Source organism: Massilia sp. METH4 (genome assembly GCF_037094685.1).
In the GTDB taxonomy this organism is placed as follows: Bacteria; Pseudomonadota; Gammaproteobacteria; order Burkholderiales; family Burkholderiaceae_D; genus Rugamonas.
In genome coordinates this window covers 1,802,620-1,821,387 of the sequence record NZ_CP146614.1, presented here as the reverse complement: position 1 = coordinate 1,821,387, position 18,768 = coordinate 1,802,620, and the positions used below count along the sequence as shown (strand labels likewise).

Here is an 18,768-nt window from a genome sequence, read left to right as displayed (position 1 = left end):
AAGTTGCAAAATGCCGCAAGAATTTCCGAAAACCGGGGGCAGACCCCGGTTCAGGCAACTTTTATCTTGCTTCCAAAGCCAGCCACCATGCTCAAGCACGAACGATTCCGCCGCATCCTCGACGAGTTGCAACGCCACGGCCAGGTGCAGCTGGCCACGCTCAGTACCGCGCTGGACGTTTCCGAAGACACGATCCGCCGTGACATCGATGAACTGGCCCGCAAGGGCGCGCTCACGCGCATCCGCGGCGGCGCCCTGCTGCCCTCGCCGATTCCGAACGCCTACCAGGCGCGCGAGCAGCACGACGCGGCGGCAAAACAGGAAATCGCGCAGAAGGCGCTAGCGCTGGTAAGCGAGGGGCAGTTGATCATCCTCGATGGCGGCACGACGGCGGGCTGGCTGGCGCGCCAACTGCCGGGCACGGGCAAGCTGACCGTGGCCACGCACAGCCTGCCGGCCGCGATGACGCTGCTCGATCATCCGAACATCGAGGTGCGCATGGCCGGCGGCCGGGTGCACGCGCAATACCGCGTCAACCTGGGGCTGGAAACGGTGGATTTCTTCCGCCAGCTGCTGGCCGATGCCTGCTTCATCGGCACCTATGGCCTGCACCCGGAAGCCGGGTTGACGGTGGCCGATCCCGAGGAAGCGGCCGTCAAGCGGGCAATCGTCAACGCGTCGAAGCACGTGGTGGCGCTGGTCACGCCGGAGAAACTGGGCACGGCCGCTTCGTATATCGTGTGCGAGGCCGGCCGCATCGATACGCTGATCACGGCCGGCAGCGTGCCGGAAGCGGACCTGGCGCCATACCGTGCGCTGGGCGTGCGGGTGCTGTAAGCCTTACTTCGCTTCCGCCGCCAGCGTATTGAAATCGTTGATCCAGCCCTGCATGCGCTTTTGTGCGTGGGCCTTCTGTTCCGGCGTGGCGATGCTCACCACGGTGTGCACCAGCCCGATGGTGCTGTTGGTGTACGACTCATAGAAAGCCTTGCGCTCGGAATTATCGAGGCGGCTGAAGCTCTCTCGGATCAGGCTCTGGATCTGCGCGATCGCCTGCTCGCGGCTCGGTTTCTCCTGCATGATGCGGCGCGCCAGCGCCAGCACGTTGCGCTGCCGGCGCATCCGTTCATCGAGCCAGATCTGATTATCGAGCGGGCGCGCGTCGGAAGCCTTGCGGATCGCTTCCTTCTGCTCGCGCGAGAAACTGCCGAACCACAGTTCGAACTGCTCCATCGATTTCTTGTAGCGGTATTCGTTCTGGTCGTCGCGGTCGCCCTTCATGTTCTCGCGGCGGAACTTGTCGTTGTTCTTGGCGAACTTCTTCTCCATCTGCGTCAGTTGCTCGGGTTTGAGCGACAGCGCGAGGTCGGCGATGTCCGGCGCCGCCTTCAGCAGTAGCGCCTGCGTACGGGCGCGGATATCGTCGTAGTCCGCGCGCAGGTCGGCCGGCGTGGGGTTGCCACGCAACTGCTGCTGCGCGCGCTGCAGCACGTGCACGTAGTCCTGCAACTGCGTCTTGCGGTGCCAGCGGAACAGGTCGTCGATGTCCTTCTTGACCTGTCCGCTCTGTTCGTCGTCGAAGTCCACATAGTTATCCAGCCACCAGTACAACAGCGTATCGCCATTGTTATAGGCCAGCTTCAACGAGCTGCAGGCGGTGACGAGCGCCAGGAGCGCGGCCAGGCACCAGATTCGGAAAAATGATGTCTGCATGTTAAACTTTTGCATATTTTTAACTAACACGAATTCAGCCATGAACGTTGTCATCCTCGCTGCCGGCATGGGCAAGCGCATGCAATCGGCCCTGCCCAAGGTGCTGCACCCGCTGGCGGGCAAGCCTTTGCTGTCGCACGTGATCGATACGGCGCGCACGCTCGCGCCGGCCAAATTATGTGTGATTTACGGGCATGGAGGCGCCACGGTGCTGTCCGCTCTCGAAGCGCAGAAGGCTCGGGGCGGCGTGGAAATCTCGGCCGCCCTGCAGGAACCGCAACTCGGTACGGGCCACGCGGTGATGCAGGCCCTGCCCGTGCTGGATGAAGCCGTGCCCACGCTGGTGCTGTATGGCGACGTGCCCTTGACCACGGCCGCTTCGCTGCAGCGCCTGGTCACCGCGGCCGGCCAGGACAAGCTGGGCATCCTCACCGTGGTGCAGGCCGATCCGTTCGGCCTGGGCCGCATCGTCCGCGAGGGTGACCGCATCGTGCGCATCGTCGAGGAAAAGGATGCCACGCCGGAGGAGCGCGCGATCAAGGAAATCAATTCCGGCATCATGTGCATCCCCACCGGCCGCCTGAAAACCTGGCTGGCCTCGCTGCAAAACAATAATGCGCAGGGCGAGTACTACCTGACCGACATCGTGGCGCGCGCCGTCGCCGATGGCGTGGAAGTGGTGTCCGCGCACCCGGCGGCCGAATGGGAAGTGCTGGGCGTGAACAGCAAGGTGCAACTGGCGCAGCTGGAACGCATCCACCAGAACAACCAGTCCCAGGCGCTGCTGGAAAAAGGCGTGACGGTGCTGGACCCGGCCCGCATCGACATTCGCGGCGAACTGGTGTGCGGCCGCGACGTGACGATCGACGTCGGTTGCGTCTTCGAAGGCAAGGTCGTGCTGGCCGACGGCGTGACGGTCGGCGCGCACAGCGTGATCGTCAACGCGTCCATCGAAGCAGGCGCGCAGATCAAGCCGTTCTGCCACATCGAGGAAGCCACGGTCGGCCCGAAATCGATCATCGGCCCGTACGCGCGCCTGCGCCCGGGCACGGTGCTGGACGAGGATGTCCACGTCGGCAATTTCGTCGAAATCAAGAACAGCCACGTGGCCGCGCACAGCAAGGCCAATCACCTGGCCTACGTGGGCGATGCGGACGTGGGCTCGCGCGTGAACATCGGCGCCGGCGTCATCACCTGCAACTACGACGGCGCCAACAAGTACCGCACGGTGATCGAGGACGACGCCTTCATCGGCAGCGACAGCCAGCTGGTCGCGCCGGTGACGGTGGGCGCGGGCGCCACGATCGGTGCCGGCACCACGCTGACGAAGAACGCACCGGCCGGCCGCCTGACGATCTCGCGCCCCAAGCAGATGACGGTCGAAGGCTGGCAGCGCCCGGTCAAGGCGAAGAAGTAAGCAGTCCCGATGTAAGCAAGGCGGTCCTGCGCTCTTCCGAAAACCGCACCAGGTCGGGGAAGAAGCGCTCGAAGCCTTCGGCGATGGCGTCGCGGTGCCGCACCAGGTCCTGCACGCCATCGCGCAGCAAGTCTCCATTGCGGCTCAGGCGGCGCGACACCCGCGCGATGGTGCCTTCCACGCCGGCGAAACTCGCATATCCCCCCAGCCAGTCCTGCCGCACGAGGTAGGGCAGCATTTCCTGCAACCGTGGCGGCAGCATGGGCTCGTGCGCTGCCAGCGCGCGGTAGAAGCGGGCGATCAGCGCCTCGCGCGGCTCTTCGCTCCACCGTTCCCAGTGACGGCTCAATTCGTGGTCGTAAAACACGTCCAGCACGATGCCAGCATAGCGCCGCCGCCCTTCCCCGAACAATTCCTTCGCGGCCAGCACCGCCGGGTGGCTGTCTGTATAGCTGTCGATATGGCGGTGCAGCGTGATCTCGCGCGCGATCTCCGGCGGATAAGCCGCGACATCGTTCGCCTTGACGAAGTCGCCCAGCATCGCGCCGACCATCGCCGCGTCATCGTGCCGGGCCAAATACACGTGGGCAAGGTAGTTCATGCGTCATTCTAGCCGCTGGCAATCGGTGCCGCTGTGGACAAGCGTGTGCACAAGGGAAGGAACAGCCGGTGTGCAACCGGTGTGTAAAGGGTGGGCACGAGCTGGAATGGCTGGTGCGCATGCGGACTAGGCCGTATTGGGGATAAGGCTGTTGGCAAGCATGGGAAGAAGATCGGGATAAGCCGTGAATAGTCGTGTATAGCCAGTTTTCCCCTGGTTTTGAGGCAATTGGCCACCTGAATAACTTTGTGGAAAAGCCATGGTAAAACGTGTTGACAGGGTGCTCGACACGACTTTTCGATATCGCCGTGCTCCATGTTTTGGCAACCTTGCAAGCCGCTAACCCGGCCCAGCCCAGGAAGGGCAGCCGGCAGGGGATGCCGGTGAATAACCTTCCCATTTACGCACAGCGTAAATGGTAGGTGTTCCATTCGCAGAGTAGCAGTGCAAACGTTTTCGGCAGCCTGTGCAGCAGCCTGCCGGACAGCGCGAGGTGCTGCCTCAGTCCTGTGAATAACTTTGTGGGAAAGCTTGTGGTCAATCCGGTATAAGCACGGTATAAGCTGGAGATAAGCCGGCCGCCGGCAGTGGAAAAGCGCGTGGATAACCACGCGCACAAGCGGTGCACAGGCTGTGGATCGCCATGTATAAACAATGCCCGGACAGGCCCGCTCAAACAGCGATGCGCGTATCGAACTTCGCGCGGAACGTCGAGAAATACGCCTTCACATTGCGCACATTTGCATGGCTGGTGAACAAGCGGTGGGCCAGCGCGTGATAGGCCGGCATGTCCGCCACCTGCACTACCAGCACGAAGTCCGGCCCGGGCGATACCCGATAACACTGCAATACCGCGCTTTCCTGGGCTACCAGGGTCTCGAATTCGGCCATCCGCTCGGCAGCCTGCACGTCGAGCGTGATCTCGACGATGGCAGTCAGCCGCGCGCCCACCTTGTCCGGCGCCACGATGGCCACCTGGCGCTCGATGATGCCGCCGTCGCGCAAGGCCTTCACCCGGCGCAGGCAGGTGGGCGCGGACACGTGCACCAGCTGCGCCAGATCCGCGTTCGTGATAGCGGCGTTTTCCTGCAACACATTCAGGATGCGCCGATCCAGCTCATCCAATGGACTATCCATATCGCTTCCATCTTACTTGCCTCATTCAAGGCGAAAGTTAATTTAAATCAACCCTTTTCGGGTCCTTTTCGTTGATTATTTCCCCACGGCATGGGCTGAGCGAAAGGCATTCCATCGGCCGGCCAACGTGAACCTGAACGGAACCCATGAACAAACCGTCGCTGAAAATCGTCCGCAGGTCCGATCGCCTGTTCTGGAGCGGTCGCAGGCTGGTGCGCGACGTGTATTCATCGGCCTGGGGAACCGAGCCCTGCCACCTGTGCGACGACTACGATTTCGCCGTGCTGATCTGCGACGGCGATGAAGTCAGGGGCAACCTCAACATCAAGGTGCGCACGCCGGACAACCTGCTGCCGAGCGAAAAATACTTTCGCCAACGCCACTGGGAGGCACAATACGCAGCCTGCGGCGGCAATGTCGCGGAACTGTGTTCCCTGGCGGTGTCCGCCAGCCTGCCGAACCGCGAACGCATCCTGGTATTCAATGGCCTCATCCTCGGCTCCCACCTGTTGGCCATGCAGCAGGACATCCGCCTGTACGCCACCGTGCAGCGCTCCGCCCTGATCAATACGCTGATCCGCATCATGCGCTACCCCTTTCGCCCGAGCGGAGACCAGACGCTCGACGCGGCCGTCATTCCCGACGATAAATACTGGACCACGAAACCACTGCCGCGCCTGTATTACGTATCGGCCGAGTGGGCTACCGGTGCCGCGTCGTTCAAGCTGCTGCATGCCTTCCTGGACTCGGGCCTGACGATCGAAGGCATCACCCCGCCTGTCCTGGCTGCGGAGCCGCCGCCGCCGGTCGACGCAGAGTTGCCCGCCATTGCTGCCTGAGCATCGGGTGAGAAATAAAATACCACATAGGCAGTCAACATGAAATAAAAATGCATGGCATGTGGAGGGTGAAATTTCGTTTCATAAAACGTTATAACAAGTAAGCATATTTCGCCGACACTGCTCTACGATGCCTGCATATCAACAAATTACTGAAGAGGTCACCATGTGCGGCATCGTCGGCGCAGTAGCGCAACGTAATATCACCCCGATCCTGATCGAAGGCTTGAAGCGCCTGGAATACCGCGGCTATGACTCGTGCGGCGTCGCACTGCATACCGACGGCCGCCTGCAGCGCTCGCGCAGCACGTCGCGCGTGGCGGAGCTGGAAAAACAGACGCAGGAAATCGGCCTGCAGGGCTTCACGGGCATCGCCCACACGCGCTGGGCCACCCACGGCGCGCCGGCTTCGCACAACGCGCACCCGCACTTCTCGCCGAATTCCGACAATGCCCGCATCGCCCTGGTCCACAACGGCATCATCGAAAACCACGACGAGCTGCGCGACGAACTGACGAAACTGGGCTATGTGTTCCAGAGCCAGACCGACACCGAAGTGATCGCCCACCTGGTCGACCACCTGTACACGGGCGACCTGTTCGAAACGGTGCAGCAAGCCGTCAAGCGCCTGCACGGCGCCTACGCGATCGCCGTGTTCGCCCGCGAAGAACCGCACCGCGTGGTGGCCGCCCGCCAGGGCTCGCCGCTGATCGTCGGCCTGGGCAAGGGCGAGAACTTCGTGGCGTCCGACGCGATGGCGCTGGCCGGCACCACCGACCAGATCATCTACCTGGAAGAAGGCGACGTGGTCGACCTGCAACTGGGCCGCGCCTGGATCGTCGACGTCAACGGCAAGCAGGTGGAACGCGAAGTGAAAACCGTGCACGCGCACACCGGCGCCGCCGAGCTGGGCCCGTACCGCCACTACATGCAGAAGGAAATCTTCGAGCAGCCGCGCGTGGTGGGCGATACGCTGGAAGGCGTGACCGGCATCATGCCGGAACTGTTCGGCGACGAAGCCTTTAAGGTCTTCAAGCAGATCGACCGCGTGCTGATCCTGGCCTGCGGCACGAGCTACTACTCGGGCCTGACGGCCAAGTACTGGATCGAATCGATCGCCAAGGTACCCGTCAACGTGGAAATCGCCAGCGAATACCGCTACCGCGACAGCGTGCCGAACCCGAATACGCTGGTGGTCACGATTTCCCAGTCCGGCGAAACGGCCGACACGATCGCCGCCCTGAAGCATGCACGCTCGCTGGGCATGGAAAACACGCTGACGATCTGCAACGTCGCCACCAGCGCGATGGTGCGCGAGTGCAAGCTGGCCTACATCACCCGCGCCGGCGTCGAAGTGGGCGTGGCATCCACGAAAGCGTTCACCACGCAGCTGGCCGCGCTGTTCCTGCTGACGCTGTCGCTGGCCCAGGTGAACGGCCGCCTCACGGACGAGGAAGAAGCATCGCACCTGAAGGACATGCGCCACCTGCCGTCCGCGATCTCCGCCGTGCTGGCGCTGGAACCGCAGATCATCGCCTGGGCCGATGAATTCGCCCGCAAGGAAAACGCGCTGTTCCTGGGCCGCGGCATGCACTACCCGATCGCCCTGGAAGGCGCGCTGAAGCTGAAGGAAATCTCCTACATCCACGCCGAAGCCTACCCGGCCGGCGAATTGAAGCACGGCCCGCTGGCCCTTGTGACGGAAGAAATGCCGGTGGTAACGATCGCCCCGAACGACGCGCTGCTGGAAAAGCTGAAGTCGAACATGCAGGAAGTGCGCGCCCGCGGCGGCCAGCTGTACGTGTTCGCCGACGTCGACTCGCGCATCGCCTCGGGCGAAGGCGTGCACGTGATCCGCATGCCGGAACACTATGGCTGCCTGTCGCCGATCCTGCACGTGGTGGCACTGCAATTGCTGGCGTATCACTCAGCGCTGGCGCGGGGTACCGATGTGGACAAGCCGCGCAATCTGGCGAAGTCGGTGACGGTGGAGTAAAGGCCAAGTGCGGGCTTTGACGTTGATGAGCCTAGATTATGTTTGTCAAACGTAGATTATGTTTGTCAAATTTCGGCGTGTGAACATAATTGGCGTGCATACCTAACGTCTGGCCGATGAACCCATCGTTACTTTCCGGCAACGATGGGCATGCTTTCTTCATCAGCTCGTCAGATCCTCAGGCTGCGGTCGAGCGCTTGAGATTCCATCGGTGAAGGAATTGTCATAATGGTTGATGAACGTAATACACTTGACGCTCCCTGATTCCCAACAGGTGATCCGAGTGAATTGTGGAAAAAGCTGCAGTGTGCCATCGGTGACGTCATCACGCGATGTGGAAGGCAACGTATCTCAGCTAATTAACTGAGTGTCTGGAATCGACTGATGACCCTAATATAGCCGTCGATTCAAAGCATTGATAGGCTCGAACCATGCCCAGCCAGTTCGATGCAGCCACGCCTTGATTTGCTTGGTGAACATACTACGCAATTTGACGGCTAAAAGTCGTTTATTGCATAATCGACATAATACTTTTGGTAACCGATGAAAAATGGGAAAGGCGGGTCGCATGTTCGCATCGGGCTTGCATTTTGTTGTCTCAGCATTTCCAATATGGCCTGCGCCGTAACCTGCCCAGTCTTTATTTAAGCTTTTTGGCGATATAGTCTGCTCTGGCCCTGATTCCCGCCTCTGTCGCATCTTTGAGCGCCATGCGTACCCGCTCAAGATACTTGCGTCCCCGTCCAGTGCGAGCAGCTTCGTCAATTAGGGAAATTGCGAGCGGACCATCGTCGGTCAGGCGACCGAAACTTTGAGGGGCGAGGTCCTGCTCGACAAACCTTCGTGTGACCGTCTCCGTCAACCGGACACACATGTCAGAACTGAACCAAGCGTTCCAATCTAGACGCCAGCTTGCGATGCTTTTCGCCTCATCAGAGAAACCTCCTTCTTCAAATGCCCTGTAAACACGGGTAAAGGAGTAACGCAACAGCTCGGCCTGAGATCTGGATTCCCAGCCTAGCGCCCGTGCCAATAAAAACGCCGAAAGAAAGTCCTCGTCCGACCGGACGAGGACGCCAGTGGCTGTCCGTAGCGCGATGAGCCAAGGGTCCTCGCCACAAGCATTGGGAACATCGTCGGGACGGGATTGCCGGGCTACAGCCAAGATCGTCGCCATCCGCGTCACCCGGCCGGTGGCGAGTACGGCAGCAGTCTTGTTTCGATCGCGGCATAAGACGGCCAGCCACTGCAGCATCGTACTAGGATCGGCCTCAGCAGACTCCAAGGCACTGATTAAATCCACAGGATCTGTTCGGCTGATGATTGCCGTAGCGGGTCCGATGCGGCCTGCGGCCAGCAGGGCTCGGGCAGCACGGCCCACATCCTGGTTTGAAATGCGTTCCGCCAGCCCATCGTCAACTTCGGGGATGCGCCAAAAGGCCGGGTGCATCAGAACGTCCGGGCGTCGCTCGGCTATGGCGCTCGCGATTTGACCGTTGGTCTGCAGCCCTGCCACAATTTGGTCCGATTGCATCTCCGCCAGTGCATGCGACGTGACACCGCCGAGCGGCCCTTCAGAGACGAGTGCAGAGTAGAAGCGACGAGGTGATCGTCGCCACAGTTCGATGCCAACTCGATCGCCGATCTCGGCCTGCTCTGCCGGATCGCTTGACCGTTCCAGCGTTTCGAGGAGGAACTCGAATACCTCGTCTTCGATTTGACCGGCCGCCTTCAGCGCTTGCCGTGCCACGAGCGTACGAACCGACCTGGCCTGCCGCCGTCCGTCGCCATTGAGAGCCGCGAGGGCGGATACTGCCGACGTCAGGTCGGGTGGATGACTGCCCAAGAGACTCGAATAAAGCTCACAAAGCGGCCGCATGGCACGCCGGCCGCCATCGACATCGCCCCCGATGCGCTTGAGAAATTCGCGCAGCGTTGACGATGCGGGCTCGGCGAGATCGGTTAACAGAGGTTGCAGCGTGTCGGAGATGCCGCCCCGGTCTGCCAGTATGGCATCCGGAAATTTCGAGCGCAGTTGACGATCTTTCTCGCGTGCGAACTGGAGATCAAGAGCAATCCCTTTTCCGGATCGATCCATTCCCGAAAGAGTGCAGAACCCGAACGAACGGCGCAGCCTCGGCCACTGCTGCATCCAGATCGCGGTCACGACTTTCTCGTCATCGAACGGCTCTCCTGCTTCTGTCACTACTTGTTTTGTTGGAGATGAATACAGTGCCTCAAGGAGAAGTTCGACTCGCTCCGTTCGTTCGATCCCGTTCGGATAGGGATGCGCCGACACGGAAACGGGAGCACCATAGGCCAACCCTATATTCATACCAGCTGGACGGGTGAAAGCGCCGAGCAGGGTTTGTGCAGAAGTAATCTTGGCGAGATCGGCGTTCTCGATGATCAGCGAGTGCGTCCAAACACAACCGGGACGGGGCATTTCAGGTGCGGCCCAGGTTCGCGCCAGCACATATCTCCCGCTTTTCTCAAGCGGATACCCAGTGAGATAGCCGTTGGGTGACGGCTTCACGCCAGGACCGGAGAGGTCGCTCATTACCAGCATGAAACGGGCATCTATCGCATCCAATGGAAGCGAGCTAGAAATGAGCCTATGACCATCGTTATATCCGTGCAACGCCTGATGGACCAGAATCGACGACATTAGCTAATCAGCCATTGCAGTGGCTTGGTTATATCTGAACTAACGGCAAGCCCGTCCACGACCTTAATTCGGTCGGACGGTCGCTCTAGATCCCGAAGTTTATCGGTCTCAGGGAAGCTCTCGTTCTTCTCAGGATCTTCATACACACCTCCTTGGGCGCTGAGACCCCAGACATGCCAGGTCCACGGGTCACGCCCATATCGCAGATATTGGTGCAGAAGAGGCAGCTTACTTTCGAGGATCTCTGCCGGCGTTAGCCCGTCCCCTTCGACTTTGTCCCATGCGGAGATGAGAAGGGCTAAGCGCCTACCACCAATATCCAGATCTCCCGACATCAGCATTTGCAGCAGGTCAACGATCTTGACCTGCGTTGGCGCAAGATCGGCGCTCCACTCTGTCGGCTCCATCTCTGGTACTCCGATGCCCAGCCTCTTCGACATGGCTATCCGATCAACAACCCAAGCCGGCATCTTAATCGTATCACCGTTGACCAGGAGGACGAGTGCGGGCGCTTTGAGGGTTTCTAGCATGCCTTTGTCAAGCTCACGCCGTTCCCACATGCGGGCAAAGTCCTCTCCCGGCAAATCAGGAAACGACACCTGGACTTTCTGGCCAACGGCGTCCTTGAGCCGCATTGTCACGTCCCTTGCACCACTTACCTGCGTTCGCTGCTGGATATTTCCGGAACGCCACCGCTTGGCCAGTGCGTTGAGGTGCTCGTAATTGCCGTGGCTGAGGCCATCGAACGAGAGGGCCGTAATTGATCCTGGCTCACGTACCATGTGCCACAGGGCCGCGAGAAGAGTCGTTTTTCCAGAAGAGGGCAGCCCTACAATTGACAGATGGATTTCGCTGCTCAATTTTCGGTCCCCTTTTCGATCAATATGTCGATCATGCGTTCGAAGCCACGGTCCGCGCCGTCGCCCAACGCGACTGGAGGCAGGCTCGCGTGTAGCCAGAACAACAGGAGGTCGCCGACGCCCTCTCCCCGGGCGACATTCTCGCAATCCTTCGGAGATGCCGCAACTACGAACGGCTTCACTTCACCGAGATATGCCCCGTGGGATTCGCTGATCGACTTCACAAGCCCGTCAAAGTCCTTTTGCACGCGGTCCGCATATCGCGAGGCGACGACTGAATCCTTTTTCGTCAGGACAATCGCTAGCCGACATCCCTCGCGAATCGAACGTGCCTCGACCAAGGCGTCAACGATCTGTGGCGTTGCTGCCTTGACCTCATGCCTTAGCCCTGAATCAGCCAGTTGAGCGCCGTTGACCAGCAGGGTTATGCAGTCCGCCCGACGAATCTCGAAGAACTGATCGGCTTGTGATATCTGGTCGGTCGCCGCGAGATAGTCCTCCCCTGAACGGTCGCCTATGAACAAAGAGGTAAGACCCAAACCCTCCTGATAGAGATCAAGATGAAAGAACGTCGCGTCCGATCCGCGGCTGGTCCTCTCCGTGTGCGGGACGGCGCTTCTGGAAGCCGCACGGGCGAGATGGCACACCTTCTCGAACCCAATCAGGGTAGATGATCCAGCAAACGCTGCACCTGATACTGCCCCTTCCTGTAGCAGGTCGTACACTCCTGCAATCAAGCTGGTCTTGCCTGAATCGTTCGGGCCTATAAGACCGATCGACCGGGAAACAAGGCGTCGCTGCAGAATCGATGCTGTGTAGCGATCAAGTGCCTCACCCGACGCAAGCGCGATTGTCGGCTCCGGCTGTGTCACCACAGTGTCCGGCTCCTCGGCTTCCGGTATGTCGTCGATAGATATCCTGCCAGCATGCGGGCACTCGTCGATCTCGTAACCTTCGACGCATTTTCTGTCCGACGCCAGGTTGCAATCTGCGTTGCCGCACGTTAGCGCCTTGGTTGCCATCGGATCAGCCATTCACGTGCAAGAACAGGTACTCGCGGTAGAATAGTTCGGCGAGTTTGATCGCAGGAATTGACGTGTCGATTGGCAACCCAGTCATCGAAGCCCATACCGGTAGCCATGCGTCATTCGACCCGATCTCGAGTTTCTTTTCGAGCGCGAAGTGCAAGGGTGTCGTCACGGGAGATACCCTATCGGACGTCGTCACTCCCCTAATCCAGTCCACATCGGCGGCGTTCACAGCGTCCGAAATCTTCAGCGTCTCGCCGCCAATGCCAGCACGGGACAGCAGTGCCTTCATTGATGCCGGCCCAGGGGAAACTTGGGTGAGTTGGCCAAGCTCTTCACCTAACACTAATGGTTTCAACGAGGCGGCGATTTCGTCGAAAGGTGCATCCGCAACGTTGCTTTGGCCTCCGATTAGCCACCACAGCATTTGAAGCTCCTCCTCGCCCAACGATATCCGTCGGGCGAGCAGCTTCGCCACGCGATTCTGGCCATCAACGATCTCACGGGTCGCCATCCGGGCAGCATCACGAAGGCGGTCCAGCTCACTCGTCCACTGGGCCGACGTCATGCTCGCCATTGCCTCTGGCGACACCTCGAACTCTAATTTCGGTGCGACGATTTCGAACGCCTTCGTGTCGGGACGCTCGTGCTTTTTCCGCGCGAACTCAACAAGCGCGATCTTCGCCAAGCCTGGCAGATCCATCGGCAGGTCGTATTTGCGCTTGCCCTCGAAGGAGGCGTTCAGCACCACGATCGCGGCGTCGGGCATGCTGGAGAAGAGTCGTACCAGCACTGCTGCAGAGAGAACCTGCAGCTCACGGCGCGAGGCTGCGGGGACCATAGGTGAGCCATTGCCCGATATCGTAGCTAGTACTGCTTGATGCGTCTCAGCGAGTTTCTCGTTTTTCCAGCCGTCCACTGGTGCCGCCGTGGCAAATGCATATCGGACAAGGACCTCTACCGTATGGAAATTGGCGGTGGCGGCGGTATCGACCACGCCTTTCCATCTTTGCGCTCTGGTTTGACCGTCGTCCATAAAGGCGTCAACATACCAGCGGGCGAAATCGGCGTTCATCACGGGCGTCTTAGCCATCGTCAACTCTCCATCTTGGCCACTTCAGCCGCGACCTTGTTCATGATCTGTAACTCCGCTGCGCGAATCAGAGCCCGTCCATACCGTTCCGGTTCTGGTAACCTCATTTCGCCTTCCTTGAGCAGACCTAGCGAAGCGGCGATATCTCGTCGCTGGCTGCTCGAAAGATTCCAGAATCGGTAGAGCAGGTCCCGAGTATCCTCGTCGCCCATAGTCGCCTCCGCGTCCTGAACGGTCAGCACCCCGCTCGAATGTTCATGCGGCTCACTGACGGTTAGCGGCGCCCTGACGGCTACCCCCGCCGGCGCAGGTATGTCAACTTCCTCTGGTACCAAGATCGTCGAAGTGAATACGTCTTGCCCCTGATTGTTCAGGATCGCGATGAATCGCTCCGGATTGTCCTGCATCCGCCGCTGGCGAACTTCAACCTTCAAGCGGCGTTCGGCTCCAACACCCTCGACTCTGAGCCGTATCAAGTTGTAACCCGGATCGTAGGGTTTCTCATCACGCGAAGGATTCACTGCGGCTGCGGCGAAACGCACGTAGCTTGAGTCCATGACTAGCCGCTGTTTGTGCTTGTGGCCGAACACATGCAAGGCTGCGCGGGCGGTGAGCGCGTCGTCCACCGCGTCGCCGTCGGCCAGCCACTCGATGGGATGGTGGCACAGCACAAGGTTGACCGTATTCGGCGCCGGATCGAGCACAGTCTGTAACGGGCTGAGATATAGATCACGCTCCTTGTCGTCGTTGCCATCGCGGCCGGATAGAAGAGTGGACGTCAGCCCGTACAGTCTTAGGCTTACGCCGTTCTCCAACGAGATGTCCTGGTGCCAGAATGGTTTCCTGGGCCATATCTGACAGCCAAATGGGGCAGCGAACTCGTTGTATGCAGAATGCGATTGGAGAAGGAGTTGTCCAGTCGTCTCGTCACCCAGCTGCTGTTTAAGCTTCCATTCGCGGTTAGCGAGCGGCGTTGACACGATCGCGTGCTGGGCGTTCTGAATCTGAACACTGCCTTTGATGATCGCTCGGTCCACATCATGATTGCCCGGCACCACGAAAATCCGCTCTTTGGGACATCCCGAAATATCGGAAAGCTGCTGGATCCAAATTTTGGCTGCCTGATATTCATCAGGGGCGGCCTTGTACGCGACATCTCCGCCGATCAGAATTGCGCCGACCTTGCCTAGCTTCTGTACCTGCTCGGTTAAATCGCGCATCAAGCGGGTGCGAATCGAGCTATCAGGATCCATCCACTGGTCAAGGCATTCCGGCGATTTGAAGTGAATATCGGATATATGCAGTATCAACATGAACACGTTTCCTTAGCAACTAGTTCGGCCGTGCCACGCGCATTTGCATCGTAGACATCCCTGATGGGTAAGGTTTGCGGCCTTGTCTTAACGGGGTGCTCTCCATGGCTTTACCAGCATCGCGACCCCCAGGCATGTTCGCGTCCTTTCATCGCCTTTCGGATTACTTTCAAAGCTTTTGAGAGTTGAGATCGGCCTGACTTTCCGCCGGTTAGCTGATTGCTACCAACCTCAACCGCCAAAGCAAAAAGAGGCATGAAGGCGATTGTCAGTATGGCCTGAACCAGGGGCGCAGTTTCTTTTCAACTAATGTTACCATAGTCAAAGAAATGCTCAGGCGAGTTGCGAGGGGCAATCCATTTTTGGAATCGAAAACGTGCTAGACGACTGGCCGGACGATGCCGCCACCGGCTGGGAGTACTTCAGCGTGGCGCCGAAGCCCAGCGGCTGCTGTCTGCCGCATCATCGGCGCGCTTCTACCTGAAGAGCAACTGCGATGAGATGAAGGTCCCGTAAATTCATAAATGCGGGATACGGAGCAGCCTCAGCGGCTGCCGTACAATCTGGCCACTGGGGCATTCCCGCGATCGAACGCTACTCATAACATGAAACACTCTTTCGATGGTCTGTGGACGCAAACCAAGCTCGACATGCTGGGGCGCTATCTGGTCGCTTTCAACACCGCCGGCGCAACAATGCTGAACGCGTAGTACAACTAGCCCCACGAGATGATTTGTGTGCAGGCCAGGATGCCAATCACACGCCACTGCGATGCCATGTCTCCTTCCTGCAGATTGCCCTCGACCGGCGAACAGATCAGGCGCAACAAGCCTGTTTCACGTGCGGCTGCACCTGCGCGGCCGGCAGGTCGGAACAGCCACAACCGCTTCCTCCCTCTTCCTTGGCCTTGACCTCGGCCACGCAGCAGCTGCCCGAATCCTTCGGTGCCGGACCACCGCAGCAGGCTGTCGCGCGAGGCTCCGCCGGAACATCGACGAAACGCGTACTGCAGACACCGGTCTCCGGCAGCGCCAGCTGCACGTCGTCGGCGGCAACCAGGTCGCCAGCCAGCGCGGCGACGACCGAGCGCACCTGCTCGTATCCGGTCGCCATGAGGAAATTGGGTGCCCGCCCGTAGCTCTTGGCGCCAACGACGTAGTAGCCTGTCTCCGGGTGCGCCAGTTGCCGATGCCCATGAGGCCGTACCGTCCCGCAGCTGTGCTCGTTCGGGTCGATCAACGGCGCCAGTGCATCGGTGCTCTCGAGCCACGGGTCGTGCCGCACACGCAACTCGCGCGTGAGTTCCAGGTCGGGTCGCGCGCCGGTCGCGGCAATGATGCGCTCGATGCCCTCGATCGCACGCGGCTCGCCTTCAGGCCCATGGCCTTCGACGCGCAGCGTGCCGCCGTGCTCACGCAATGCGGCAATGCGAAAACCGGTATGCACCTCGAGCCGGCCAGAATCCCGCAGCGCCTTCAGGCGCATGCCGAGCTGTCCCCGTGCCGGCAGGCCATCCGCCGCGCCGCCACCGAAAACCCTCGTCAACTGGCTTCCCCGCACCGCCCACACGATCCGCGTTCCTGGTGCCACTTCGGCGAGCTGGGCCAATGTGAGCAGGCTGCCTGCGGCCGAATGCCCGGCGCCTGCCACCAGCACGCGCCGGCCGGCGTAGGTGTCACGCATTGTGCCCAGCACATCCGGCATTCCGTAGGCGATGCGTGCAGCCGCCGCGGCTTCGCCGAGCGCCGGCATGCCGTTCGCGCCCAGCGGGTTCGGATGCGACCAGGTACCCGTGGCGTCGATCACGGCCGCGACGATGCACTCGTGCTCACCGGTATTGCTGCGCGTCCGGATGACGAACGGTGCCGCTTCCCGACCACCCGTCGTGACCTTGTCGAAGTCCACGCGGGCTACCTGCACCACGCGATGCCCCAGATGAATACGCGAGGCCAGCATCGGCAGTTCGGCCAGGGGCCGCAGGTAATTGTCGAGGAGCTCGCCGGCAGTCGGCAATTCATCGGCAGCGGGTGGTTGCCAGCCGGCGCTTTGCAACAGCTGGCTGGCTGCCTTGTCGAGGTCGTACCGCCATGGCGAGAAGAGCCGGACGTGGCGATACGTCTCCAGGTTGGCCCCGACGCTGGCGCCCTGTTCGAAGACGACCGGCGTAAGGCCGCGTGCGATCAGGTGCGCCGCGGCGGCCAGTCCGATCGGGCCTGCGCCCAGCACGGCAATGGGAAGCTGAGGAAGCGATGCAGTCATGGCAATTCTCCTTACATGGTCAGCGCGGCCACCATCATCGTGGCCGACGCAGGGCAGATGCCCTGGAATTCACGGGATGCCTTCAGGGCGGCGGGCGCGGTATTCCGTTCGACGATGACGAAGCCGCGCTGGCCGAAGAAGCCGGCAGCCGTGGTGGTGAGCAGGTACAGCCGGTCGATGCCGTTACCGCGCGCCCTGGCCTTGATCGCGTCCAGCAACCGGTTGCCGATGCCCCGGCCACGCCAATGTCCCGTAACCGCCATCGAACGCAACAAGGCGAGACGGTCGTACCGTTCGTAGCCGCCCACGCAACCCACAACGCCGTCGACTTCGCCGACTAGAAAGTCGTCGAGATGATCGCGGGCACCTTCCAGCGGCAACGCCGCTGCCTCGAGCAATGCTTCGATTGCTGGCAAGTCCGCGGCGGTAGCCGGACGAAATGTCATCATGTGCTCCATCCAATGCTCCTTCGTTATTCGTCGAAATACGAATAAATGAGAAAAAATTCAGAAGGTTCCGATCATTTGCTTCAACTGGGCCAGCCGATCCGGGTTCACGCAGTAGCACACTCGCTGCTCGTCGGAGGATCCAAGAATCAGTCCGGACTGCTTCAGGATGGTAACGTGCTGCGATACCGTCGATGGGGCCAGCGGCAGGAAGTCCGTCAGGTTGCCGAAGTAGCATGCGCCGTATTCGGCAAGGTGTTTCAACAGCTGCACCCGCGCCGGGTGGCCCAGTGCCTTGCACATCACCGCCAGGTCATCCACATCGACCGCCGACTGCGACGCCGGCGCCTTGATCTCGCAACAGGTTGTCATGTCATCTCATTCGTCATTCAACGAATAAAGCTTACGACCCTTGTCACGAAGCTGTCAAGATAGTTCGATATTATTTGAAATGTCGTATGGCATATTGTATGATCGTTCCACGATTGTCGAATCATCAAAGGGAGTGTGGACATGCAGACGAAGGAAGTGTTGGCGGCGCTGGCGGCCCTGGCCCAGGAAAGCCGGCTGGCCGTGTTCCGGCTCCTGGTGCAGGCCGGCCCGGCGGGACTCGCAGCCAGCAAGATCGCCGATAAGCTCGACATCGCGCCATCGTCGCTGTCCTTCCATCTGAAGGAGCTCACGCATGCGAAGCTGCTGTCTTCGAAGCAGGAAGGCCGCTTCGTGATCTATTCCGCGGATATCCAGACGATGAACGGCCTCATTGGCTTCCTCACCGAGAACTGCTGCGGAGGCGTCCCCTGCGGTCCCGATAACGGCAGTTGCGATGCCGTTTCCCCGAACTGATCCGATCAATCACCTCATTCAAATAGATGAACGTCCTGTTTCTCTGCACCGGCAACTCGTGCCGCTCCGTCCTGTCCGAAGGAACCTTCAACCATTTCGCCCCGTCCGGCCTGAAGGCGATCAGCGCGGGCAGCCAGCCGGCTGGCCAGTTGCACCCGCGCGCCGTCGCCCTCCTGCACCGCAAGGGCATCTCGACCGAGGGTTACTTCAGCAAATCGTGGGACGACTTGCCGGTAACGCCTGACATCGTCGTGACCGTGTGCGGCAGCGCGGCGGGCGAAACGTGCCCGGCCTACCTGGGCCCCGTGCTGCGCACGCATTGGGGGCTCGACGATCCGGGCCACGTCGTCGGTAGCGAGGAAGAAATCGAGGGCGCGTTCGAGCGTACCTACGAAATCATCCTGGCCCGTCTCCAGGCATTCCTGGCGCTGCCGCTGGAGGAACTGCGCGGCGACAAGGCACGCTTCAAGGCCGAGCTGGATCGCATCGGCACGCTCGTGCCCTGATCGCACTGCCACGCTGGCGTGGCATCCGAGGGGCGCCTGTCGGCGC

Annotated in this window: 17 protein-coding genes; 6 read left to right on the top strand and 11 right to left on the bottom strand. The window is 60.5% G+C overall.

From position 1 onward, the window contains the following. The first annotated feature begins 87 nt into the window (after positions 1–87). Entirely contained in the window at positions 88–837 is a 750-nt protein-coding gene (locus V6Z91_RS08115) for a DeoR/GlpR family DNA-binding transcription regulator (RefSeq protein ID WP_338768963.1), read from the top strand. Positions 838–840: 3 nt separating this feature from the next. On the opposite strand, the gene V6Z91_RS08110 is transcribed toward V6Z91_RS08115, so the two are convergent. Further along, complete coding sequence (locus V6Z91_RS08110; RefSeq protein ID WP_338768961.1) at positions 841–1,713, bottom strand: DUF6279 family lipoprotein; 873 nt, start codon at positions 1,711–1,713, stop codon at positions 841–843. 40 nt (positions 1,714–1,753) lie between these two features. On the opposite strand from V6Z91_RS08110, the gene glmU reads away from it, so the two are divergent. Continuing rightward, positions 1,754–3,130 (top strand): bifunctional UDP-N-acetylglucosamine diphosphorylase/glucosamine-1-phosphate N-acetyltransferase GlmU, encoded by a 1,377-nt coding sequence (glmU, locus tag V6Z91_RS08105; protein WP_338768959.1) that lies wholly within the window; start codon positions 1,754–1,756, stop codon positions 3,128–3,130. Here the strand turns inward: glmU and V6Z91_RS08100 are convergent. Together V6Z91_RS08100 and V6Z91_RS08095 are read right to left on the bottom strand one after the other, a co-directional pair. Further along, on the bottom strand, positions 3,114–3,731 hold the full coding sequence (locus V6Z91_RS08100; RefSeq protein WP_338768956.1) for an ACP phosphodiesterase: 618 nt from the start codon (positions 3,729–3,731) through the stop codon (positions 3,114–3,116). The two genes, glmU and V6Z91_RS08100, sit on opposite strands and share 17 nt — an antisense overlap. Before the next feature lie 672 nt (positions 3,732–4,403). Continuing rightward, a complete protein-coding gene (locus tag V6Z91_RS08095; protein ID WP_338768953.1) occupies positions 4,404–4,868 on the bottom strand; it encodes an Lrp/AsnC family transcriptional regulator in 465 nt (154 codons plus the stop codon). A gap of 146 nt (positions 4,869–5,014) precedes the next feature. Between V6Z91_RS08095 and V6Z91_RS08090 the strand changes: the two genes are divergently transcribed. Together V6Z91_RS08090 and glmS are read left to right on the top strand one after the other, a co-directional pair. After that, positions 5,015–5,707 carry a hypothetical protein gene (locus V6Z91_RS08090; RefSeq protein WP_338768950.1) on the top strand — a complete coding sequence of 231 codons (693 nt, stop codon included), beginning with the start codon at positions 5,015–5,017 and terminating at the stop codon, positions 5,705–5,707. 166 nt (positions 5,708–5,873) lie between these two features. Next, positions 5,874–7,703 (top strand): glutamine--fructose-6-phosphate transaminase (isomerizing), encoded by a 1,830-nt coding sequence (glmS, locus tag V6Z91_RS08085; RefSeq protein WP_338768947.1) that lies wholly within the window; start codon positions 5,874–5,876, stop codon positions 7,701–7,703. A 640-nt stretch (positions 7,704–8,343) separates the two neighbouring features. Here glmS and V6Z91_RS08080 read toward each other — a convergent pair. From V6Z91_RS08080 to V6Z91_RS08045, 8 genes are all read right to left on the bottom strand, one after another. After that, positions 8,344–10,371, bottom strand: coding sequence for a hypothetical protein (locus tag V6Z91_RS08080; protein ID WP_338768944.1), 2,028 nt, complete (start codon positions 10,369–10,371; stop codon positions 8,344–8,346). Further along, the gene (locus V6Z91_RS08075) at positions 10,371–11,231 is read right to left on the bottom strand and encodes a hypothetical protein (RefSeq protein ID WP_338768942.1); all 861 of its coding nucleotides are present in this window, start codon (positions 11,229–11,231) and stop codon (positions 10,371–10,373) included. The genes V6Z91_RS08080 and V6Z91_RS08075 overlap by 1 nt, the downstream gene beginning before the upstream one ends. Then, positions 11,228–12,253: a hypothetical protein gene (locus tag V6Z91_RS08070; RefSeq protein WP_338768939.1), complete on the bottom strand. Its 1,026-nt coding sequence runs from the start codon at positions 12,251–12,253 to the stop codon at positions 11,228–11,230. Before V6Z91_RS08070 ends, V6Z91_RS08075 begins: the two co-directional genes overlap by 4 nt. A gap of 4 nt (positions 12,254–12,257) precedes the next feature. Continuing rightward, positions 12,258–13,352: a GTPase-associated system all-helical protein GASH gene (locus V6Z91_RS08065; RefSeq protein ID WP_338768936.1), complete on the bottom strand. Its 1,095-nt coding sequence runs from the start codon at positions 13,350–13,352 to the stop codon at positions 12,258–12,260. Positions 13,353–13,354: 2 nt separating this feature from the next. Then, complete coding sequence (locus V6Z91_RS08060; RefSeq protein WP_338768934.1) at positions 13,355–14,665, bottom strand: metallophosphoesterase; 1,311 nt, start codon at positions 14,663–14,665, stop codon at positions 13,355–13,357. An 816-nt stretch (positions 14,666–15,481) separates the two neighbouring features. Then, positions 15,482–16,924 carry an NAD(P)-binding domain-containing protein gene (locus tag V6Z91_RS08055; protein WP_338768932.1) on the bottom strand — a complete coding sequence of 481 codons (1,443 nt, stop codon included), beginning with the start codon at positions 16,922–16,924 and terminating at the stop codon, positions 15,482–15,484. Between the two features lie 11 nt (positions 16,925–16,935). Next, positions 16,936–17,382: an arsenic resistance N-acetyltransferase ArsN2 gene (gene arsN2 / locus V6Z91_RS08050; RefSeq protein WP_338768929.1), complete on the bottom strand. Its 447-nt coding sequence runs from the start codon at positions 17,380–17,382 to the stop codon at positions 16,936–16,938. Between the two features lie 48 nt (positions 17,383–17,430). Next, the gene (locus tag V6Z91_RS08045) at positions 17,431–17,742 is read right to left on the bottom strand and encodes a metalloregulator ArsR/SmtB family transcription factor (RefSeq protein WP_338768926.1); all 312 of its coding nucleotides are present in this window, start codon (positions 17,740–17,742) and stop codon (positions 17,431–17,433) included. A gap of 141 nt (positions 17,743–17,883) precedes the next feature. Between V6Z91_RS08045 and V6Z91_RS08040 the strand changes: the two genes are divergently transcribed. After that, the gene (locus V6Z91_RS08040; RefSeq protein ID WP_338768924.1) at positions 17,884–18,216 is read left to right on the top strand and encodes a metalloregulator ArsR/SmtB family transcription factor; all 333 of its coding nucleotides are present in this window, start codon (positions 17,884–17,886) and stop codon (positions 18,214–18,216) included. Between the two features lie 26 nt (positions 18,217–18,242). After that, on the top strand, positions 18,243–18,722 hold the full coding sequence (locus V6Z91_RS08035; protein ID WP_338768921.1) for an arsenate reductase ArsC: 480 nt from the start codon (positions 18,243–18,245) through the stop codon (positions 18,720–18,722). The last annotated feature ends 46 nt before the right edge of the window (positions 18,723–18,768 follow it).